The 20,314-nt window shown below is 71.2% G+C and carries 19 protein-coding genes and 1 tRNA gene; 9 read left to right on the plus strand and 11 right to left on the minus strand.

The genetic code is table 11. The features are described 5' to 3' along the window. Positions 1-37: 37 nt before the first annotated feature. From ACFT2C_RS12685 to ACFT2C_RS12695, 3 genes are all read right to left on the minus strand, one after another. Positions 38-1,261: an AI-2E family transporter gene (locus ACFT2C_RS12685; protein WP_377207418.1), complete on the minus strand. Its 1,224-nt coding sequence runs from the start codon at positions 1,259-1,261 to the stop codon at positions 38-40. Positions 1,262-1,265: 4 nt separating this feature from the next. Further along, a complete protein-coding gene (locus tag ACFT2C_RS12690; RefSeq protein WP_377207419.1) occupies positions 1,266-2,441 on the minus strand; it encodes an AI-2E family transporter in 1,176 nt (391 codons plus the stop codon). Between the two features lie 172 nt (positions 2,442-2,613). Further along, positions 2,614-3,900: an alpha/beta fold hydrolase gene (locus tag ACFT2C_RS12695; RefSeq protein WP_377207420.1), complete on the minus strand. Its 1,287-nt coding sequence runs from the start codon at positions 3,898-3,900 to the stop codon at positions 2,614-2,616. A 395-nt stretch (positions 3,901-4,295) separates the two neighbouring features. Here ACFT2C_RS12695 and ACFT2C_RS12700 point away from each other — a divergent pair, with 395 nt between their 5' ends. Then, positions 4,296-5,465, plus strand: coding sequence for a low temperature requirement protein A (locus ACFT2C_RS12700; RefSeq protein ID WP_377207421.1), 1,170 nt, complete (start codon positions 4,296-4,298; stop codon positions 5,463-5,465). A 200-nt stretch (positions 5,466-5,665) separates the two neighbouring features. On the opposite strand, the gene ACFT2C_RS12705 is transcribed toward ACFT2C_RS12700, so the two are convergent. The 3 genes from ACFT2C_RS12705 to ACFT2C_RS12715 form a co-directional block, all read right to left on the minus strand. Continuing rightward, positions 5,666-5,750: transfer RNA gene (locus ACFT2C_RS12705), tRNA-Leu, on the minus strand. 148 nt (positions 5,751-5,898) lie between these two features. Then, entirely contained in the window at positions 5,899-7,155 is a 1,257-nt protein-coding gene (dinB, locus tag ACFT2C_RS12710) for a DNA polymerase IV (protein WP_377207422.1), read from the minus strand. A gap of 158 nt (positions 7,156-7,313) precedes the next feature. After that, positions 7,314-8,546, minus strand: a complete 1,233-nt coding sequence (locus ACFT2C_RS12715; RefSeq protein WP_377207423.1) for an SGNH/GDSL hydrolase family protein — start codon at positions 8,544-8,546, stop codon at positions 7,314-7,316. Positions 8,547-8,659: 113 nt separating this feature from the next. On the opposite strand from ACFT2C_RS12715, the gene recQ reads away from it, so the two are divergent. Next, positions 8,660-10,507 carry a DNA helicase RecQ gene (gene recQ, locus ACFT2C_RS12720; RefSeq protein ID WP_377207424.1) on the plus strand — a complete coding sequence of 616 codons (1,848 nt, stop codon included), beginning with the start codon at positions 8,660-8,662 and terminating at the stop codon, positions 10,505-10,507. A gap of 27 nt (positions 10,508-10,534) precedes the next feature. Here recQ and ACFT2C_RS12725 read toward each other — a convergent pair whose 3' ends face one another. Next, positions 10,535-10,750 (minus strand): hypothetical protein, encoded by a 216-nt coding sequence (locus ACFT2C_RS12725; RefSeq protein WP_377207425.1) that lies wholly within the window; start codon positions 10,748-10,750, stop codon positions 10,535-10,537. Positions 10,751-10,846: 96 nt separating this feature from the next. On the opposite strand from ACFT2C_RS12725, the gene ACFT2C_RS12730 reads away from it, so the two are divergent. The 6 genes from ACFT2C_RS12730 to ACFT2C_RS12755 all read left to right on the plus strand — a co-directional run bounded on the left by ACFT2C_RS12730 (position 10,847) and on the right by ACFT2C_RS12755 (position 16,217). After that, positions 10,847-11,509, plus strand: coding sequence for a GntR family transcriptional regulator (locus ACFT2C_RS12730; RefSeq protein ID WP_377207475.1), 663 nt, complete (start codon positions 10,847-10,849; stop codon positions 11,507-11,509). Positions 11,510-11,642: 133 nt separating this feature from the next. Then, positions 11,643-13,016 (plus strand): MFS transporter, encoded by a 1,374-nt coding sequence (locus ACFT2C_RS12735; RefSeq protein WP_377207426.1) that lies wholly within the window; start codon positions 11,643-11,645, stop codon positions 13,014-13,016. Further along, complete coding sequence (locus ACFT2C_RS12740) at positions 13,013-13,984, plus strand: dihydrodipicolinate synthase family protein (RefSeq protein WP_377207427.1); 972 nt, start codon at positions 13,013-13,015, stop codon at positions 13,982-13,984. Before ACFT2C_RS12735 ends, ACFT2C_RS12740 begins: the two co-directional genes overlap by 4 nt. After that, on the plus strand, positions 13,981-15,117 hold the full coding sequence (locus ACFT2C_RS12745; protein WP_377207428.1) for a mandelate racemase/muconate lactonizing enzyme family protein: 1,137 nt from the start codon (positions 13,981-13,983) through the stop codon (positions 15,115-15,117). The genes ACFT2C_RS12740 and ACFT2C_RS12745 overlap by 4 nt, the downstream gene beginning before the upstream one ends. Positions 15,118-15,213: 96 nt before the next feature. After that, entirely contained in the window at positions 15,214-15,528 is a 315-nt protein-coding gene (locus tag ACFT2C_RS12750; RefSeq protein ID WP_377207429.1) for a hypothetical protein, read from the plus strand. Positions 15,529-15,560: 32 nt separating this feature from the next. Continuing rightward, positions 15,561-16,217, plus strand: coding sequence for a hypothetical protein (locus ACFT2C_RS12755; RefSeq protein WP_377207430.1), 657 nt, complete (start codon positions 15,561-15,563; stop codon positions 16,215-16,217). A 37-nt stretch (positions 16,218-16,254) separates the two neighbouring features. Here the strand turns inward: ACFT2C_RS12755 and ACFT2C_RS12760 are convergent, their stop codons facing one another. Further along, positions 16,255-17,520, minus strand: coding sequence for a hypothetical protein (locus ACFT2C_RS12760; RefSeq protein WP_377207431.1), 1,266 nt, complete (start codon positions 17,518-17,520; stop codon positions 16,255-16,257). A gap of 81 nt (positions 17,521-17,601) precedes the next feature. Further along, positions 17,602-18,333, minus strand: coding sequence for an SDR family NAD(P)-dependent oxidoreductase (locus tag ACFT2C_RS12765; protein ID WP_377207432.1), 732 nt, complete (start codon positions 18,331-18,333; stop codon positions 17,602-17,604). Between the two features lie 218 nt (positions 18,334-18,551). Here ACFT2C_RS12765 and ACFT2C_RS12770 point away from each other — a divergent pair, with 218 nt between their 5' ends. Beyond that, positions 18,552-19,181, plus strand: coding sequence for a ricin-type beta-trefoil lectin domain protein (locus ACFT2C_RS12770; protein WP_377207433.1), 630 nt, complete (start codon positions 18,552-18,554; stop codon positions 19,179-19,181). A gap of 143 nt (positions 19,182-19,324) precedes the next feature. On the opposite strand, the gene ACFT2C_RS12775 is transcribed toward ACFT2C_RS12770, so the two are convergent. Beyond that, complete coding sequence (locus tag ACFT2C_RS12775) at positions 19,325-19,669, minus strand: hypothetical protein (RefSeq protein ID WP_377207434.1); 345 nt, start codon at positions 19,667-19,669, stop codon at positions 19,325-19,327. Positions 19,670-19,779: 110 nt separating this feature from the next. After that, positions 19,780-20,268 (minus strand): heme-degrading domain-containing protein, encoded by a 489-nt coding sequence (locus ACFT2C_RS12780; RefSeq protein WP_377207435.1) that lies wholly within the window; start codon positions 20,266-20,268, stop codon positions 19,780-19,782. Between the last annotated feature and the right edge of the window lie 46 nt (positions 20,269-20,314).

The following is a 20,314-nucleotide window of genomic DNA, read 5'->3' on the forward strand; positions in this document are numbered from 1 at the left end:
GTGCCACAGAAACAGGCCCCGACCTGCAGGTTTACCTCTAGGCGGGGGCGGCGGGCCCGTCCGGGACGCGCTCGTCGGACGTCGCCGGCGGTCCGTCGCGGGGCGGTCCGACGTCGGCCACATCGCCGGATCCAGAGCCGGGGCCGGCGTCGGGCGGCAGGTCGGCGTCGGGGCGCTTGCGCAGCGTGCTGAACACCGACCAGGCCACCGCGATGAGCGGGACCGCGATGATCGCGCCGAGGATGCCGCCCACCACCGTGCCGCTCGTGACGCCCAGGGCGACCACGACGGGGTGCAGCGAGACCTGCTTGCCCATGATGAGCGGCTGCAGCACGTGCCCCTCGAGCTGGCCGATGCCGGCGATGCCGATCACGACGATCAGGGCCGTCAGCAGCCCGTCGGCCGCGAGCGCCACCACCGCCGCGATGATCATGGCCAGGGGCGCGCCGATCAGCGGGATGAAGGTACCGATGAACACCAGGACGGCCAGGGGCGCCGAGAGCGGCACGCCGAGGATCGACAGGAAGATGCCGGCCAGGACGCCGTTGGTGATCGCGACGAGCACGGTGCCGCGGGTGTAGCCGGAGAACGTGTACCAGCCGGCGCCGGCGGCGGCGTGCCACTTGATGCGGGTGCGCTCGGGGACCTGGGACATGAACCAGCGCCACATCGCGGCGCCCGAGGCGAGGAAGAAGACCGTGCAGAAGAGCGCGAGCGCCAGGACCGCGACGCCCTCGACGATCGAGCCGGCGCTCTCGGCGGCCCTGCTGACGAGGGTCTGGGAGTTCTCCTGGATCCAGTTGGCGGCGTCGTCGATCCACTGGTCGCGGGTGTCGACCTCGACGGTGACCGGGAACGAGTTGCTCTCGATCAGGTCGACGAGCTGGTCGATGCCGGTGTTGAACTCCCCCGCGAGCCGTTCCCACTGGCCCGCGACGGACACGACGACGTACGTCACGAGGCCGCCGATGACGAGGATGCCCGACAGGATGGCCGCCGCCGTCGCCAGGGCGCGGGGCATGACCCGGGCGTAGAGGTCGGTCAGCGGGTTGAGGACCGCCGTGAAGACGAGCGCCAGGAACACCGCCACGAAGACGATCAGCACCTGCGTCACCGCCCAGAACACCAGGGCGATGCCGCCTACGAGCACGATCAGGCGCCACGACCAGCCGGCCGAGGCGCGCAGCCAGGGCGGCGGGGCCGGCTGGTTCGACGCCGGGTCGTGGTGCGCGACGTCGGGGCGTGATGCGGGGTCGGGCACCGATTCAGTCTGCCTCATGAGCGGGCGCGGTGCCCTGCGTCTTCCGGCGCAGCGTGCTGAACACCGCCCACGTCACCGCGGTGAGCGGCACCGCGACGACGGCGCCGAGCAGGCCGCCGAGCACCGAGCCCGCGGCGACCACGAGCGCCATCACCACGGGGTGCAGCGAGACCTGCTTGCCGGTGATCAACGGCTGGAGCACGTTCGCATCGATCTGCGCCACCACGACCATGCCGATCAGCACCACCAGCGCGAGCACCGGGCCCTTGGCAGCCAGCGCGACGAGCACGCTGACGACGATGGCGGCGACGGGGCCGATCATCGGGACGAACGCCCCGAGGAACACCACCACGGACAGCGGGAGGGCCAGCGGCACGCCCACGACGGTCAGGAAGACGCCGGCGATCACGCCGTCCGACAGCGCGACGAAGAACATGCCGCGCGTGAAGCCGGAGAACGCGGTCCAGCCGGCTCCCGCGGCAGCCTCCCAGCGCTCGTGGCGGTCCGCGGGGACCAGGGAGAGCACCCAGCGCCACATGCGGCCGCCCTGGGTCAGGAAGAACACGGTGCAGAAGACCGCGAGCACGACGGCGGTGACGCCTTCCGCGATCGAGCCGGCGCTCGCGGCGGCGGTGGCCGCGTAGTCGCCCGCGTTCGCCTGGAGCCAGGCACCGCCGTCCTCCAGCCACTTCCTGGGCGTGCCCAGGCCGGCCAGGATCGGGATGTCGGTGACGAGCACGGCGAGGTCCGTGAGGCCGGTGCCGAACTCCGTGGCGAGCTCCTCCCAGCGGCTGACCACCGAGGAGACCACGTACGTCACCAGGCCGCCGACGGCGAGGACCGCGGTCAGCAGGGACGCCGTCATGGCGAGCCCGCGCGGCATCACGCGGTCGTACAGGTCCCCGAGCGGCAGCAGCACCGTCGTGAAGACCAGCGCGAGGAACAGGGCGACGAACACGAGCTGGACGAGGCTCACCACGTAGAACACGAGGGCCACGGCGACCACGATGCCGACCAGCTTCCATGCCAGGTCGCCGGTGGACCTCAGCCACGGTGCGCCGAAGGTGGCCGGCACGGGGGCGGCCGGTGCGGCGTTGGGCTCGGCCGCCTGCTGCGGGGTGGTCGGCGACTCCGCCGCTGTCGTCGGCGCTACCGTCGGCGCGTCAGCCGTCATCACCATGCTCCAGATTTTGTTTTGGCCGGATTGTCCAGGCGGACGTTAGCGGGAGGTCGCTTCTCTCGACAACTTTTCACAGGCGCGAGCGCCTGCCCCGGAACCTACCGTGGCGGCATGAATATTCTGGTGACCGCGATGTCGGCGATCGCCAGCCCCTCGGCGTGCGCGCCGGACGTCACCTGGCCAGCGGCTCCTCGTCTCGCACCGCGGCGACCACGTCGAGGATCGCTTCGCTCGTCGCGGCGGCGTGCGCCTCCTCATGTATCAATGCCGAGTGGTCGGCACCCTCGATGAGGCGATGTGCCGACTCATCCGACAACGTCGCCAACTGCTCCTGCTTCTCCACCGAGGCCGCATCACTGCCCACAGAGGCCGTCAGAACGACCAACGGCTTCGAGCCGAAGTCCTCGAGCCAGGCCGCCTGACCGCCCGACGTGTTGGCTGTGAGGTACTCCTCGACGGTGCCGCGAAGGTGAGACTCCGTCGCCCCCGCCGCGCGCATCTCGTCGCGAGACTGGGGTGGCAGGTCACCGAAGTCGGATCCACTGACCAGACGACCCAACCCCAGGCGGGCGGTCGTGCCCAGCAGGGCGGCCAGCCGGTCCATCGCGTCGGGACTCGCGTCGTCGGAAGTCGTGGTGCTTCGCGGAGCAGGCTCCGACGCTGGGGCGGTGGTATCCACGAGGACCATGCCGGCAACCTCGTCGGGGTAGAGAGCGGCGGAGGTGAGGGTGTAGAGACCACCGAAGGAGTGGCCGACCAGCACGTAGGGCCCTGGCACCTGCCCGCTCTCCAGCAAGGTGTGAAGGTCGGCCGCTATCTCGGCACCGTCCTGGGCTGTTTCGGACGACTCACTCCAGCCGTGACCGGCGCGGTCGTAGACGCACACCCGTGTCTCCTCGGACACCACCGGTGCGATCCAGCCGAATGCCGAGGACATCTCTCCACCGCCGGGCTGAAGCACGACGGTGGGGCTGCCTGATCCGTTGCAGTTCAGGTGCAGGCTGTGGGTACCGACGTCGATGAGGTTTCCGGGCATCGGGTAGTCCTCATCGGCGGCTGATTGCACGGTCTCGTATCCGCCGCCCACCGAGACGATGGCGAGGACCGCAAGCACCGGGTAGAGCAACCACCGTCCGCGTCGGACCCGCAGATCGCGGTGGACGCGCACGGCCATCCAGATGACCAACGCCAACAGCGTCGGCGGCCACACCCAGTCGAGCACCGCTGAGGAGCCAAGAGTGAGCAGAAGCAACCCACCAGCCCCTAGGAACAGGGCAGGGATGAAGGCCCAACGCTGCGGCTGATCGGTGAACCGCGCTGAGAGCACCGCCAGCACGGCCCACCCGAAGGCAAACCCGCACAGCACCACCCCCAGGACGGCGTCACCCTCGGCCGGGACCAGCGGCGCGATGACGAGAAGCAGCGCGGCGACAATCCCCGTAGTCAGGGACCCGGCCACCACACTCCCGATCGGCCCCCTTGATGGTGCGTCAGGCGGCGATGCGGTCGGCCCTTTGCCCGCTGCGGAAGGGGTGGGCTGTGGCGTCGTAGAAGGATTCGTCACGATGGGCTCGATTCCTGTTCACCTGGCGTCGCGCGAGCGCAGCCTGCGCTGGAGCACGTGCCCTCACTGCCACGCTAGACCCGTTGCGTGCCCGACGACCGCCCGGACGAGCGACTCCCACGACGATTCCAGCGTGGCCCGGATTGGGAAGCGTGCATCTAGCCAGGTGACCTCGGTACCTACCGAAGGCCGGCCGAAGGAGTTATCGGCGTGCTCAGATGGTGATGGCGACCTTGCCCCGTACCGGCAACCACTCCTGACTCACATGGGCCCGCCGTAACGTGGACGGCATGGACAACCAGGCCGAGGCGGCGATGGGCGACGAAGTCTCGCCCCTGGAGCTCTTCTTCGATCTCTTGTTTGTCTTCGCGATCGTTCAGCTCTCGCACCACCTGCTGGAACACCTGACGTGGCGAGGCGCCGCCGAGACCGGCGTGCTTCTGATCGCGGTCTTCGGAGTCTGGTCCCTGACCAGCTTCGGCGCCAGCATGCCGGGTGTCAGACGGTCGACGTGGATCCGCATCCTGTTCCTCGTCATCGGGCTCGGTCTGTTCTTCAACGCAGGGATCACCCGCGCCTTCGAGGACGAGCCCTGGCTCTTCGTCGGGCCGTTCCTGGCCTGCCGCCTCGGGATAATTGCCTTCTACCGGATCTCGGCGAAGACGCCCTTGCTGAGAAGCCACGCGGCGAGCATGGTCATCTGGGGCGCAGTCGCCGCGGCGCTGTGGGTCGTCGGTGCCCTGATGGGACCCGAGGTCCGGTTGTGGTGCTGGGCACTTGCCGCCTCGGTCGACCTCGTCGGCGCATGGTCGGCGTACTGGCTGCCGGGCCGGACCTTCCGCACCGTGGAGGTGTCCTTCGCCCCGGCGCACATGATCGAGCGAAGCCGCCTCTTCCTGCTCATCGTGCTCGGCGAGACCATCCTCGCCACCGGCGGCGCGGTGGCGACTGCCGATATCAACACGGCCACGATCGCGACCGGGATTCTCGCCCTGCTCGGCACGGTCGCGCTCTGGGCGCTGTACTTCGGCGGCTCCGAGCGCCTCGTCATGGAGCACTCCAGCACCACCGGCGACCCGCTCCGCGCCGCACGCCTTGCGGTGAACGGGCAAGTCGTCACCGCCGCCGGACTCATCGTCCTAGCCGTGGGAAATGAGATCGCCATCGATCACCCCCTTACGCCCGGCACACCCACCCTCTCGCTTCTGCTTTTCGGCGGACCGTTGCTCTATCTAGGTGTCCAAACCTGGTACCTGCGGTCCCTCACCGGCCAATTCCCGCGCGAACGACTCGTCGCGGCGATTGTTCTGGCCGTGGCCGGTGTGGCCACGTGGACACTCCCACCCCTGGCCACCATCGCAATTTCCTCCGTGCTGCTCAGCCTCCTGGCTGTCCAAGTGACCATCGCAGTCCGCCGTGTGGAAGCAGGCCGTGACCGTGACAGGACGTCTGAGTCCTGATGGTGCCCCCTCGATCCAGGCGGGAGTTCGACCCGGAGGGTCAGGTGAAGCGGCCGACGTATGGTCGACGGCGTCCAGCGCAGCCTGTAGACGGGATGTCACACCGCGCATCCTGCCAGCCCGGCGAGGCCACGGTGCTGACAACACAGAAGGCCCCCGACGTGGAGGTCGGGGGCCTTCTGTGTCGCTGTCTCAACGAGTGTCCGGAGGGGGACTTGAACCCCCACGCCCGATAAAGGGCACTAGCACCTCAAGCTAGCGCGTCTGCCATTCCGCCACCCGGACAGGTGGACCGATCCCGGCGTTTCCGCCGTTCCGGTGCGTGGAAAAACATAGCACGCAGGTCGGGTCGGTTCCGAATCGAAAACCGTGTGACCTGGGTCGCGTGGGATGGCGGGCGGGCCGGGCCGTCGCGCCCACCGGTCGGGGTGGATCAGAGGTCGTGCTCGGCGAGCTCGCGGAACTCGTCGGGCACGGCGCCGCCGCGGCGCAGCACGACGGGGAGGTAGCCGACGGCGTCCCCGCCGAACTTGGTCCGGATCGCGTCCATCGACTCGTCGACAGCGCGGCGGGCCGCCCCCGGCGCGGAGCCGGGACGCCACGGGTCGGGCGGCTCCAGGTCGAGCTCGAGCTGGATCGCCAGCTGGTCCGCGAGGTTCGAGACGGAGACGCCGAGCAGCGTGATCTCGCACGGCGCGGCGTCCTCGATCGCGGACCAGGCCAGCCGCTCGGCGACCTCGGTGAGCGTGAGCGTGGCCGCGACCGGCACCGGCAGCGTGCGCGACCGCGTCGCCCGCTGCATGCCCGTGAACCGCACCGCTACCGTCACGGTGCGGCCCGCGCGCCCCTTGGCGCGCAGCCGCCGGGACACCCGGTCGGCCAGGTGCGCCAGGACCGCCCGCACGTCGCCGGGCTCGGGACGGCGCCGGCTCAGGGCCGACTGCGCTCCCACGGAGCGGGCACGGCGGGAGGTGACGACCCGGCGCGGGTCCTCGTCCTGCGCCATGGACTTCAGCTTGTGGCCCACGGCTTCGCCGAGGATGTGCTCCACCGCCGACGACGGGGTCCGCGCCAGCTCACCGATCGTCCGGATGCCGAGGTCGGCGAGGCGCTGCCCGTTCACGGGGCCCACGCCCCAGATCAGGCCGACCGGGAGCGGGTCGAGGAAGGCCCGCTCCCCGCCAGGGGCGACGACGACCAGGCCGTCCGGCTTGGCCACCTGGGAGGCGATCTTCGCGAGGTGCTTGGTGCGCGCGGCGCCGACCGAGATGGGGAGCCCCACCTCGGCGCGGACGCGCTCGCGGATCCGCGCCCCGATCGCGGCGGGCGGGCCGAACAGGTGCGTCGCGCCGGCCACGTCGAGGAACGCCTCGTCGATCGAGATCCGCTCGACGGTCGGCGTGACGTCCGCCAGGACGGCCATCACGGCATCACCCAGCCGCTGGTACTCCCGGAAGTGACCCCGGACGAACACGAGCCCCGGGCAGAGCCGGGCCGCCCGCCAGCCAGGCATCCCGCCCTGCACCCCGTGGGCCTTCGCCTCGTAGGAGGCCGCGAGCACGACGCCCCCGTGCGGCCCGCCACCGACGGCGATCGGCCGCCCGCGCAGGGCCGGGTCCAGCAGCTGCTCGGCCGACGCGTAGAACGCATCCAGGTCGGCGTGCAGGATCGTGGCACCGGGCGCTGACATGACAGGAGTCTAGTCGAACATATGTTCGAAGCGCCAGAGTCTCGGCCCAGCTGACAGAAGGCGAAGGGGCGCTTGCCAAACACGACGAGCAGCTCCCAACCCGTGGAGGAAGGGAGCCGCTCGCAGCCCGTCGTCTCAATCAGACCACGGCCCGCCGTCTACCAGCCCAGCCCCAGGCCGTCGACGAACGTGCCGAACCGGTCGGCGATGACCTGGTGGTCGTGGGTCGAGTAGTGCCAGTCGCAGCCGAGGAAGTCCAGGCCGGCGCCGTCGAGGTACCAGTACCGGACCCGGCTGTCGCCCGCGCCGGTGCGCTCCTGCACGACCTGCTGCACGTCGTCCGCGAACGAGCCGGCGCCGATGGCCACGATGGTCGTTCCGGTGCCGTAGCGGGTGCGCAGCTTCTGCACGAAGTCGCTGTACGCGGTGCGGTAGGCGGCGGCCAGGCTGTCCGGCGTCGTCCACGGCTCCCCGGGGTTGAGGGCTGTCGAGAAGTCATTGGTGCCGAGGTAGACCACGACGAGCTGGGGCCGCCAGGTGCCGGGGTCCCACACGTCGCCGGCCACGTTGAGCAGCGCGCGGTCGTAGTAGGTGCGGTAGCTGGTGCCCGGGTCGCTGCCGTTGTAGTTGCGCACCATCCCTCTGCCCGAGAACGCGTTGACCTGGTAGTCGGCCGACAGGCCGCGGGCGGTGAGCGCGCCGTAGCTGAGGTCTGTGTCGGTGGTCCGGCTCACCTGGTCACCGGGGCAGTCCCTGCTGGTGGAGGTGTTGCCGTAGCCGACCGTCAGCGAGTCGCCGATGAACTCGATCTGCCGGCTGCGGGCCGCCGGCCTGGTGAGGATCGCGCCGCCCGGAACGGCGACGAACCCGCCGAACTCGCTGGTGCTCCACGGGCTCTCGTTGCGCTTCACGAGGCGCACGGTGTGCTCGGCGTCGCTCAGGCCGGTGACCCACCGGGTCGCCTGACCGGGCGTCACGAGGGTGGCGACGGTCGCGCCGTCGACCTGGACGTCGTAGTCGGCGGCCGAGTCGTTCAGCACGATCCCCACCCCGGCGCCCCGGAACCGGCCCTCGAAGTAGATGCCGGGCCAGCTGTACTGGACGGTGTCGCCGCTGACCTTGACGCGGCCGGCGGTGTGCGCCTGGGACAGCACGTCGCTGGCGCCGCCGTGCCCTCGGTGGCCGGTGCTGTCGCTGGTGGTGGCGATGCTGGTGGTGATGGTGGCGGCGTGGGCTCCGCCCGCGACCGGGATCGTGGTGATCGTGGTGACGGCCGCGGCGATGGCGGTGACGGCGGTCAGCGCCACCGCGAGGGCGCGCCACCCGGATCGTGCTCTCGTCCGTCGGCCGCCGGTCGGGCTCTCGTTCCTGGCTGGTGGTAGCGCTCTCATAGTGGCTCCTCACAGCTCGCGGGCGTCTTTGACCTGCGCGCCGAATCCTGCTCGGTGGCACGACGGCGGTCAAGACCCGGCGTGTGTCAGGGGCCCCTGGCACACTGGCCGCCATGACGCTCCAGGACGCCGCCGTGACCACGCCCGCACTCGACGTGCTGCGCGAGGTCTTCGGCTATGACGCCTTCCGGGGCGAGCAGCAGGAGATCATCGAGACGGTGGTCGGCGGGGGTGACGCGCTCGTGCTCATGCCCACGGGCGGCGGCAAGTCGCTGTGCTATCAGATCCCGGCGCTCGTCCGGCAGGGCACCGGCGTCGTGATCTCGCCGCTGATCGCCCTCATGCAGGACCAGGTGGACGCCCTGGAGGCGCTCGGCGTCCGGGCCGGTTTCCTGAACTCCACGCAGAACCCCGACGAGCGGCGGGAGGTGGAGCGGGCCTACCGGTCGGGCGAGCTCGACCTGCTGTACCTCGCCCCGGAGCGGCTCGGCGTCGAGTCCACCGCCCGGCTGCTCGACCAGGGCACCATCGCCCTGTTCGCGATCGACGAGGCGCACTGCGTGTCCCAGTGGGGCCACGACTTCCGCCCCGACTACCTGCGGCTGGGCGAGCTGGCCGAGCGTTGGCCCGGCATCCCTCGCATCGCGCTGACCGCCACCGCGACCCAGCACACCCGCGAGGAGATCGCCACGCGCCTCGGGCTGACGCAGGCCCGGCACTTCGTCGCCAGCTTCGACCGGCCCAACATCACCTACCGGGTCGCGCCCAAGGACAACCCGGGCCGGCAGCTGCTGGACCTGCTGCGCACGGAGCACCCGGGCGACGCCGGGATCGTGTACTGCCTGTCCCGCGCGTCGGTGGAGAAGACCGCCCAGCAGCTCACCGACCAGGGCATCCGCGCCCTGCCGTACCACGCGGGGCTGCCCGCGCACGTGCGTGCGGCCAACCAGTCGACGTTCCTGCGCGAGGACGGCGTCATCATGGTCGCGACCATCGCGTTCGGCATGGGCATCGACAAGCCCGACGTCCGCTTCGTCGCGCACCTCGACCTGCCCAAGTCCGTCGAGGGCTACTACCAGGAGACCGGCCGCGCCGGGCGGGACGGCCTGCCGTCGACCGCGTGGCTCGCCTACGGCCTGGCCGACGTCGTCCAGCAGCGCAAGATGATCGCCGAGTCCGACGGCGACCTCGCCCACCGCCGCAAGCTCTCGTCCCACCTCGACGCGATGCTGGCCCTGTGCGAGACCGTCGAGTGCCGCCGCGCCCAGCTCCTGCGCTACTTCGGCCAGGACCACCCCGGCACCTGCGGCGCCTGCGACACCTGCCAGAACCCGCCCGAGGCCTGGGACGGCACCGTCCCCGCCCAGAAGCTCCTGTCCGCCGTCTTCCGGCTGGACCGCGAGCGCAACCAGCGCTTCGGCGTCGGGCACGTGGTGGACATCCTGCGGGGGAAGGCCACGCCCAAGATCACGCAGTGGGGGCACGACAGCCTCACCGTGTTCGGCGTCGGAGAGGACCTGTCGGACGGCGAGTGGCGGTCCGTCGCGCGCCAGCTCCTGGCCCTGGGGCTGCTGGAGGTGGACGCGAACCACGGCACCCTGCTGCTCACGGAGGCCAGCGCCGAGGTCCTGGGCCGACGGCGCGAGGTGCGGCTGCGGCGCGACCCTCGGCCCCAGGGCGGTGCGCGCCGGCCCGCGCGCTCGGGCGGCGCACGCCCGGAGGTGGCCCAGCTCTCGGACGCCGACCAGTCAGTCTTCGAGCGGCTGCGGGCCTGGCGGGCGGCGGCCGCCAAGGAGCAGGGCGTGCCCGCGTACGTGGTGTTCCACGACGCCACGCTGCGCGCCGTGGCCGCCGAGCGGCCGGCGGACCTGGACGCGCTGAGCGGGATCAGCGGCGTCGGCCAGGCGAAGCTGGACCGGTACGGCGAGGGGATCCTGGCGGCCTTGCACGCTCAGGAGTGACTGGCGCCCCGATCATCGGGGTTCCCGTCACTCCTGCGTTGCCTCGCGGATCACGCGAGCGTTGCCGACGTCCATCGACTCTCCCGGCTCCATCCGGTCGAGACACCACCGCATGTGCCAGTGCGGCTCGCGGTCGGCATGGGCGAACCCCGCCCCCAGCAGGTACTCCGCCGTCGATCCGGCGGTCGGGAACTCGATCTCCCCGTCGGGGGTGTCGACGACGAACTCGGCAATGGTGGTCATGTTCGGGTCCCCCAGTCGGTGCTGGGCAATCGTCCGCGACGCCGATGCTCTCACACCGCTCGGTCGGCCCACACCGGGGGCACCGCGTCATATATGATGTACGACGTGCCCACGACGCCCCCGGCTCCGACCCCACTGCCCTCGCGGACCGAACACGCTCTCGCGACCATCAAGGAGGGCATCCTGAGCGGCCGGCTCGCCTCCGGGCAGCCGCTCGTCGAAGCGGATCTCGCCCAGGAGCTCGCGATGTCGAAGACCCCGGTGCGTGAGGCCCTGAAGACCCTGGAGCTCAGCGGGCTCGTCGTCGTGCGGCCGTACATCGGGGTGCGCGTGCGCGAGCTCACGCAGGCCGACGCCGTGGCGATCTACGAGACCCGGCTTCTCCTCGAGCCCGAGGCGACGCGGCGCAGCGTCCTGGCCTGCGCGGACACGGCGCCCGCGCGGGCCGCGCTGGAGCGCGCGGCGGAGGCGACCGAGCCCGTCCAGCGCAGCCTCGCCAACCGCGCGTTCCACGCGGCGCTGTGGGCCGGGGCCGAGAACCCGGTCCTCGTCGGCATCCTCGAGGGGCTGCGTGACCAGACGGCGCTCGCCGCCGTCACCACCTGGGCGCGGCAGCCGAGCTGGCGCGACGAGGCACAGGAGCACGCGCAGATCCTGGCAGCCGCGGAGGCGTCCGACGCCGATCTCGCGTCCCAGCTGACCCGCCGGCACATCGCCGGCTTCCTCGACCGGCTCCGCCAGGGAGGTGCACCGGCCTGACCTGAACAGCGAGGTACGGCCCGTTCACCGCCAAGTTCCCGGGCCGCACCTCTGAAGCGAGTGCTCCGAGACGGAGCACGCACGTCACTCGATGAACCCACTCGATGAACTACTCGATGAACAAGGAGCAACGATGCTCAATAGTACAAAGCAGCCCGCAGCCATCGCAGCCGGTGCGCGGCGCAGCCAGATGCGCTGGACGATCGTCGCGCTCTCGGCGCTCGGGCTCACTATCGCCTACCTCGACCGGGCCGCGCTCAGCGTCGCGCTGCCGTTCATCTCGGACGAGTTCCACATCAGCCCCGCGGTCCAGGGCGTGCTGCTCTCGTCCTTCTTCTGGACCTACGCCCTGTTCCAGGTGCCGTCGGGCTGGCTCCTGGACAAGTTCGGGCCGCGCGTGATCTACCCCATCGCCGTCGGCTGGTGGTCGGTGTGGACGGCGCTCACCGCCGTCGCGACAGGCGTCACCAGCCTGATCGTCTTCCGGCTCGGCCTCGGGATCGGCGAGGCGCCTGTGCAGCCCGCCAACATCAAGGTCGTCTCCACCTGGTTCCCGCGCCGCGAACGGGCGTTCGCGTCGAGCCTGTTCGACATGGGCCAGCAGATCGGCTCCGCCCTCTCCATCCCCGTCGTGACGGGGATAGCGGTCTTCGCCGGATGGCGCTGGACCTTCGTCGTCATCGGCGCCGTCGGGCTCCTGTGGATCATCGGCTGGCTCGCGATCTACCGGGCCCCGCAGAACCACCAGCGCGTCAGCGCCGCCGAGCTCGCGTACATCCGCTCCGACCAGGCCGAGATGGTCCGGCACGCCGGAGAGCCGGTGCGCTGGAGCGCGCTGCTGCGCGACAACCAGACCTGGGCCCTCATGCTCGGCTACGTCTTCCGGTCGCTCGCCGGCGCGTTCTTCCTCACCTGGTACCCCAGCTACCTGCTCGACGAGCGCGGGTTCTCCGAGGCGGAGTTCGGGATGGTCGGGGCCTTGCCCGCCGTCATCGCCATCGGTTCGACAGTCCTGGGCGGGATCGTCTCGGACCGGATGCTCGCCTCCGGGCTGTCCCCGAACGTCGCCCGCAAGGTGCCGATCATCACGGGACTCGTGCTGAGCGCGTGCATCGGCTTCAGCCCGTTCGTGGAGAGCCACGTGGTCCTCATGGTCGTCCTGACGGTCTCGAGCGCCGCGCACTCCTTCGCGGGGGCCGCGATCCTCAGCCTGCCCGCCGAGGTGTCACCCAGCCCCGAGCGGGTCGGCTCGCTCGCGGGCTTCCAGAACTTCGGGTCGCAGGTCGGCAACCTCGTCAGCCCCATCGCGATCGGCCTGTTCCTCAGCGCGTCGGGCGGCTCCTACCTCTGGCCTCTCGTGTTCGCGGCGATCAGCTGCCTCGTCAGCGCCTCGATCTACGGGTTCTGGGTGCGCATCAAGCCCGTCGAGGCGGCCGCCGAGCTGGAGACCAGCACCCCTCGGAACGGCACCTCTCAGAACGTCACCCTGGAGAACGGAGACTCATGACCAGGCACAACGACGCCGGGCAGAACGACACCAGGCACAGCGAGATCGTCGCGCGCCTCGAGACGGTGGTCGGCATCCCCGTCGTCCCCTATGCGCCCGACGGCGACGTCGACCTCGCGCTCACCGGAAAGCTCACCGACCGTCTGATCACCTCGGGCCTTGGCGCGATCACGCCCAACGGCAACACCGGTGAGTTCTACGCGCTGTCGCCCCGCGAACGCGCAGACGTCGCCCGGACCGTCGTCGACGTCGCCGGCGACCGCGCGGTGGTGATCGTCGGGGTCGGGCTGGACCTCGCAACGGCGCGGGCCGAGGCGCGGCAGGCCGCCGAGCTGGGCGCGCACGCGATCATGGTGCACCAGCCCGTGCTCCCCTACATGTCACGCCAGGGCTGGGTCGAGTACACGGCGGCGGTCGCGAACGCGGTGCCGCGGCTCGCCGTTCTGCCCTACGTCAGCTCGCCGGCCATCCGGGGGTCCGACATCGCGGCGCTCGTGCAACGGGCGCCCAACGTCGTCGGGATCAAGTACTCCGTCCCCGATCCCGTCGCCTTCGCCGAGACCGTGCAGGACACCGACGCCGACCTGCTCTGGATCGCCGGGCTGGCTGAGTCGTACGCGCCGTCGGCGTGGCAGGCGGGCGCGCGGGCGTTCACCTCGGGCCTGGTCAACGTCGCGCCGGAGATCTCGTTCGGCCTGCTCGACGCGCTCCGGCAGGACGACGCCGCGCGTGCCGCCGCCGTGTGGCGCCGCATCCGCCGGTTCGAGCAGCTGCGCGCCCGCGACCGGTCTGCCGACAACGTCTCCGTCGTCAAGGAGGCCCTGCACCAGCTCGGCCTGTGCGACCGGTCGGTCCGCCCCCCGAGCACTACGCTGCCCGACGCCGACCGGGCCGCCGTCGCGCACATCCTGAAGGACTGGAACGGCGGAGACTGGAACGCCGGCGACGACCAGAAGGGCGCGGCATGAAGATCGACCGGCTCACCACCTACCTGCAGCGCGTCGGCGACCGGCCGCGCGTCCTGCTGCGCATCACGACCGACGACGGCATCGACGGATGGGCGGAGATCTACAACCACGGTCCCGACCTCGCCTACCCGGCGGTCATCGACTTCATCGCCGACCAGATCGCGGGGATCGACGCCTCCCGGGTCGCGTTCGTGAACCAGCTCCTGCACCAGTCGGCGCGGTTCCCGCAGGGCGCGCTCGGCCTCGCCGCGATCGCAGCGGTGGACCACGCGCTCTGGGACATCGCCGCCAAGGCCGTGGGCGTTCCCGTGTACCAGCTGCTCGGCGGGAGCGTCCGGGACCGGGTCCGGGTCTACGCGGGCCTCTACTCGGCCCCCGACGTCCCCGAGCTGCGCGACCGCACAGCGGAGCTGAACGCGACGCTCGGCGTCGACGCCTTCAAGCTCAGCCCGTACCGGCGCGCGCCGCACCGGTCGCGGTTCGGGCTCGTCGCGCGGGAGCTCGGCGACTGGTTCGGGGACATCCGGGCGGCGCATCCCGACGAATGGGAGTTCGCGTTCGACGCGCACGGCTGCCTCTGGGAGCCGCGGCAGGCCGTCGCTCTCGCCGCGGCGCTCGCGCCGAACGAGCCGATGTTCCTCGAGGAGCCGATCCGCCCCGAGTACCTGCCGGCCTGGGGCCGGATCCGCGCGGAGATGGCGGTCCCGCTCGCGACGGGCGAGTCGCTGTACTCGCCGAACGAGTTCCTCGGCCTGCTGACCGTGCAGGGCGCCGACATCGTCCAGCCCGACATCTGCGTGGTGGGCGGGCTGACCCAGATGCGCAAGATCGCCACCCTCGCCGAGGCGCACGACGTCCCCGTCGCACCGCACAACCCGCTGGGCCCGCTGGCGACGGCGGCCAACGTGCACTTCGCCGCCGCGACGTGGAACTTCTCGATCCTGGAGTACAAGCCGGACGAGGTGTCGTGGTGCCACGATCCCTACGTCCCGGTCGAGGGGCACCTCGAGCTGCGGCCCGACCGGCCCGGCTGGGGCATCGAGATCGACGAGACGGCGCTGGCGCACGACGACTGGGTGCACTGGGAACGCAAGGTCCCCGTGCGGCCGGACGGGTCGACGGCGTGGATGTGACCCCGCGTCTGGCTGAATTTCCATAGCCCTCGGGGCCCCACGGACCTACGCTGGAGGTACCCCCAGTTCCGCGACGAGGACGTGGCGGCGAGACCTATGACCTGGACCTTCCGGACGCTGACGCGAACGCGGTCGGCGCGAGCGCCCGACCCGCTGGTCACCCTGCGCCTGCAGGTGCGGCTCGGGCAGCTCGCGACCGAGCTGCGGCGCGTGGAACAGGACCCCGGCGTGTACGCGCGCGCCCACCACTGGTTCGCCGTGCAGGGCGCGTACGACGCGCTGCTGCGCGAGGCCTGCCGCCTCGCCGGCCTGCCGATGGAGTCGGCACCGCTGCGCGCCGACGAGCGCACGACCGACGACGAGCGGCTGCGGGAGGAGCTGGAGCTCAGCTCGCGCGGCTGGTCCTGGTGAGGAGACACGGGTCACCGACTTAAGGTCGGGGCATGTCTCCCTGGCTCGAGGCCGCCGGATGGCTGGGTTCCGTCCTCGTCGTGCTGTCCCTCACGCAGGCGCGCGTGCTCCGCTTCCGCTGGCTCAACCTCATCGGCTCCGTCATCGCGACCGCCTACAACGCGATAGTGGGGATCTGGCCGTTCGCCGCCATGAACGCCGCGATCAGCGCCATCAACGTCTACTGGCTGTGGCGGCTGAACCGCGAGCGCCATGACGCCGCCGTGTACGAGGTGGTCGAGGTGGCGCCCGACGACGCCTACCTGCTGCACGTGCTCCGCACCCACGCGGCGGACATCGCGGGCGTCGTGCCGCGGTTCGTGGCGGTGCCGGAGCCGGGTGAGGAGCGTTCGGCGTTCCTGGTGCAGCGCGGCGACGAGACCGTGGGCGTGGTGGAGGTGCGCGACGCCGGCGACAGGACCGGCGTCGTCGAGCTCGACTGGGTGACCAAGCGGTTCCGCGACTTCACGCCCGGCGAGTTCGTGTACCGGCGCAGCGGGATCTTCGCGGCAAAGGGGTTCGACCGGGTGGTCGTGCCCGAGGCAGGGCCCGGCGAGGTGGCGTACCTGCGCGGTGTGGGCTTCCGTCCGGAGGACACGCCGGAGAGCACCGCGTGGGTGCGGGACGTCGTGGTGGAGGGCGGGCGCTGAGCCTCTGCGCTGTGACAGGAGCAGGTGTGCGACGGCGTCAGGGCTCGTCCACCGTGATTCCAGACGGCGCGGGCACCGGAGGGAAGGTGACCCTCAAGGGATGCGGCACCGCGATGGCACGATCGGGCTTCCCGGAGCCCGCGGGCATCGCACCGCCCGGCATCCACACCAGGGCCGGGTGCGCGGGGGCGTCGCCGGCTCGATCCCGGAGCCATGCGGCGCCCTCCTGCGCCCAGGTGAACCCGGGTCGCCCCAGGGCCGCGCGGTAGATCTCGCCCGCGCGAACGGGATGCCGTTCCGCGAGGTCCCGGAGCGCGAAGCCGGGGACGTGTCCTGTGGCCAGGACCTCGGACACCTGGCGCACGGTCGCCGGGCTGATCGGCGACGTCGAGCCGTGCAGGTCCGCGAGCATCCCGTAGCCGGCCCCGAGCACACGTAGCCCATGGACAGGATGGTGCACCGGGTACCACGTTCCGCCGTCGGGCCGCCGCCCCTGGTCCAGAGCCTCGCGGAGGTCGCAGAGGTCGCGCTCCAGCGGGAGGCTCGGCCACCACGTGGCCCAGATGCCCGACGACTCCCAGAACCGGTCGAGGTCCTCGACGAGCCGGGAGCCCGCCCTGGCCACGCCCTGCCCGCCGAACAGGCGCAGGAACTCCTGGTGCTGCGCGGTGAGGGCCACCCGTGCCTGCTCGACGATGGCGGGGTTGCGGTAAGGCAGTGCCGGTGCGCCCCGGACCAGCTCGGCCATCAGGCCGAGCATCGCCCTGCGCTCCCCCGGCGCGTACAGGTCGACGGCGCCCACCAGCATCCAGAACTCACCGACCGGGAGGGCGTGTCCGACAAGGTACCGCCCGGTCCGCAGGTCCGCACGGGGCATCGGAGCCTTCGGGTCGACGTGCAGCGTGTACTCCAGATCGTCGCCGAGGCAGCGCACCCGCATCCCGGCGCCGGCGCGGCGCGTGATCTCGAAGACGGCGTGGACATCGTCGGTGCGCCACGCGTCGAGCAGTCTTCGGTCCCGGTCGGTCAGTTCCGCGGACCAGTCGGCGTAGCGGTCGATCAGGCGCATCCCCAGCGGTGGTGCGTCGAAGACGATCTGTGCCGCCGCGAGGGCCAGTACGCGACCCACCTGATGGTGCCCGCACAACGCACCGCCGTCATGATGCTCGGTCATCGCCGTCACGCGGCGAACATTGGCGGCAGTGCGCTCGCCGAACGGCGGGTTCGTTGCGTACTCCAGCAGCCGTGCGTACAGCTCGGATGCGTGCCTCAGTGCAGATTCGGTCGTCTCTTCAGATTCCATACGAGCATCATCCGACACCATCACCGTGAACAATCATCTTCGTCCACAGTTCTATGGGACGTCACCGCGCTGGCGCCCGTCTCAGGTGGCCTCGGGGTCGGCGCCCTGCGCGGCGCGCCCGCCGTCTACCGGCAGGACCGCGCCGTTGACGAACGCCGCCTGGTCGGAGAGCAGGAAGGCCACGACGTCGGCGACCTCGCGGCCAGTGCCGACGCGGCCGAGCGGGTGCAGGGCGGCCATCTGGCGGTCGACGCCGGGGTGCTCGCGCCGGTACTCCGCGTAGCGCGTGGTCTCGATGGATCCCAGAGCGACGGCGTTGGTGCGGATCGCGTCGGGCCCGTGGTCGACGGCGACGGCGCGGGTCAGCGCCTCGACCGCGCCCTTGGCGGTGGCGTACGGCAGGGCGCCGCGGACCGGGCGCTGCGCCTGGTGGGACGAGACGTTGACGATCGCCCCCGCGCGCCCGTGCCGCAGGTAGTGCCCGACGGCGGTGTGGCAGCCGGTGATCGCGAGCGACAGGTTCACCGTGACGGCCGCGAGCACGTCGGACGGCGGCGCGGTGACGAGGGCGTCCCGGAAGACCGCGGCGTTGTTGACCCAGCCGGTCAGGGGCGCCCTGGCCTCCGCCACCTCCGCGGCGCGGCGCGCGGTCTCCGGATCCCCGGCGTCGCCGGTGACGAGCGTGACGTCCGGGTCGTCCCAGGTGAGTCTGTCGGCGAGGTCGAGGACGACGACGTGACCGTCCGCAGCGAGCCGCTGCACCACGGCGCGGCCGACCCCCTGGCTGCCGCCGGTCACCACGAATGAGCGCACGGTCACTCACCTCAGACAACGTGTACCTCAGTGCTTCCGGTCGTCGAATCTACAGCGGCCAGCAAGACAGTGCCGCCAGAACGGCTGGACAGGGCGGTGTCGGCAGCGCAGCTCGTGCAGGCAGCTCCGCGACGCACCTCCGCGACCCAGTAGGGTGCGCTCGTCCGCGCGCACGGCGGCGGACGGGGACGCCGTCGGGCACGAAGGGAAACGTCAGGGTGTACGACCAGGTCACACCGCGCCGGCGCGTGCCGGTGGGGTTGCTCGCGTGGGTGCTCGCCGTCCTGCTGGCCATCGCGGCCGTGGTCGGCACCATGTGGGTACTGACGCGCGACGTGTCCGACCCGCAGGGTGCGGCTCATGCCACGACGTCCGGGAGCGCGCCCGGACCGAGCCCGTCGGACGCCTCGGCCAGCCCCGACCCGTCCCCCACCCCGAGCGCGCCTCCCGCGGAGCCGACGCCGACCGTCATCACGCTGCAGGGCGCCGCCTCCGGCCGGTGTCTCGACGTGCCGGGTGGCGCCGCCGTCGACGGGTCCGCCCTGCAGATCTACGACTGCACCGGGGCGGCGGGCCAGCAGTGGACGGCGTCCACCTCCGGGGAGCTGCGCACCCTGGGGTCGATGTGCCTGGACGACGCGAGCGGCGGGGCGCCCGGGACCCCGGTCACCATCCGGACGTGCCACGGCGGCGCGAACCAGCAGTGGGGCCCGCAGGCCGACGGCACGGTGCGCAACGTCGCGACGGGTCTGTGCCTGGACGTCTCGGGCGCCGCCATCGAGAACGCGACGCCCGTGATCGTGTACGACTGCCACGCCGGGGACAACCAGCGGTGGACGACGTCGTGACCCGGGGTCCAGCTTGCCGGTGACGCCCCGTCTCTGTCAGAGACAACGGGTAGGTTCGCGGCCATGACCGAACCTGCGGACGTCGTCCGGATCCCCCGGCGTCGGATCAGCATCCAACCCCACCGGCGACCAATCAGACGGCCTCACTGCGGACCCGTCGACGACGGAGCCGCACTCTCACCCTCAAGCGACTGACCCAGCTGCTTGTCGATATCCGTGAACGCCTGCGCCACCTGCGTCGACGCATCCGCCAGCTTCCGCAAGTTCTCCGTCATCTTCGCCCGCGTGTCATCCCACTTATGCGCAAAATCACGCACCACACCCGACAACCCCTCATGACCCACCGCATCCGCGATCCGATCACTGTTCGCATTCGCGTTCTCGAACTCGTTCGCCACCGTCGTCAAACTCGACCCCAGCTCACGCACCGCATCCAGATCCATCCGCAGATCAGCCATCGAACCGCCCTCCCCTTCGCCGTCGGACACGACCAGACACCGCTACTGCGCAGCGAGAATACCGAGCCCGCACGGGCCCGCACTATGGATAGAGGTCCCCATCTGCGTGGGTGATGCGCCAGACACGCCCCAAGCGCGGGCTACGCCCCGGTCTGGGACCCGGCCAGCCCCCGCAGCGCCTCCACCACGAGGGCGTGGTCGTCCTGCTGCGCCAGGCCGGACACGGTGACGACGCCGACGATCCCCACGCCGTCGACGCGCACAGGGAAAGCGCCGCCGTGCGCGGAGTACTCCTGGAACAGCAGGCCGTGGTCGGCGTTGAAGTCGGTCCCCTTCGCGCGGGCCCGCAGCCCCACCAGGTAGGACGACGCCCCGAACCGGTACACCACGCGCACCTTGCGCTTGATCCAGGAGTCGTTGTCCGGCGTCGTGCCGGGCCGGGCCGCGTGGAAGACCTGCTGGGTCCCCTTGCGGATGTCGACGGCCACGGGCAGGTCCCGCTCCGTCGCCAGCTCGACGATCCGGGCGCCCAGGTGCCAGGCCTCCTCGTGCGTGAACGTGGCCAGGACCAGCTCCGCCTCCTGGGCCTCGACCTCGGCAATGATCGTGGTGACATCGGGTTCGCTCATGCCCCCATCCTGCCCTCCCGGCAGCAGGCCGCCCGGACCCCGTCCG

Origin of the sequence: Promicromonospora sp. NPDC057138 (assembly GCF_042670845.1) — a bacterium.
Taxonomy (GTDB): domain Bacteria; phylum Actinomycetota; class Actinomycetes; order Actinomycetales; family Cellulomonadaceae; genus Promicromonospora.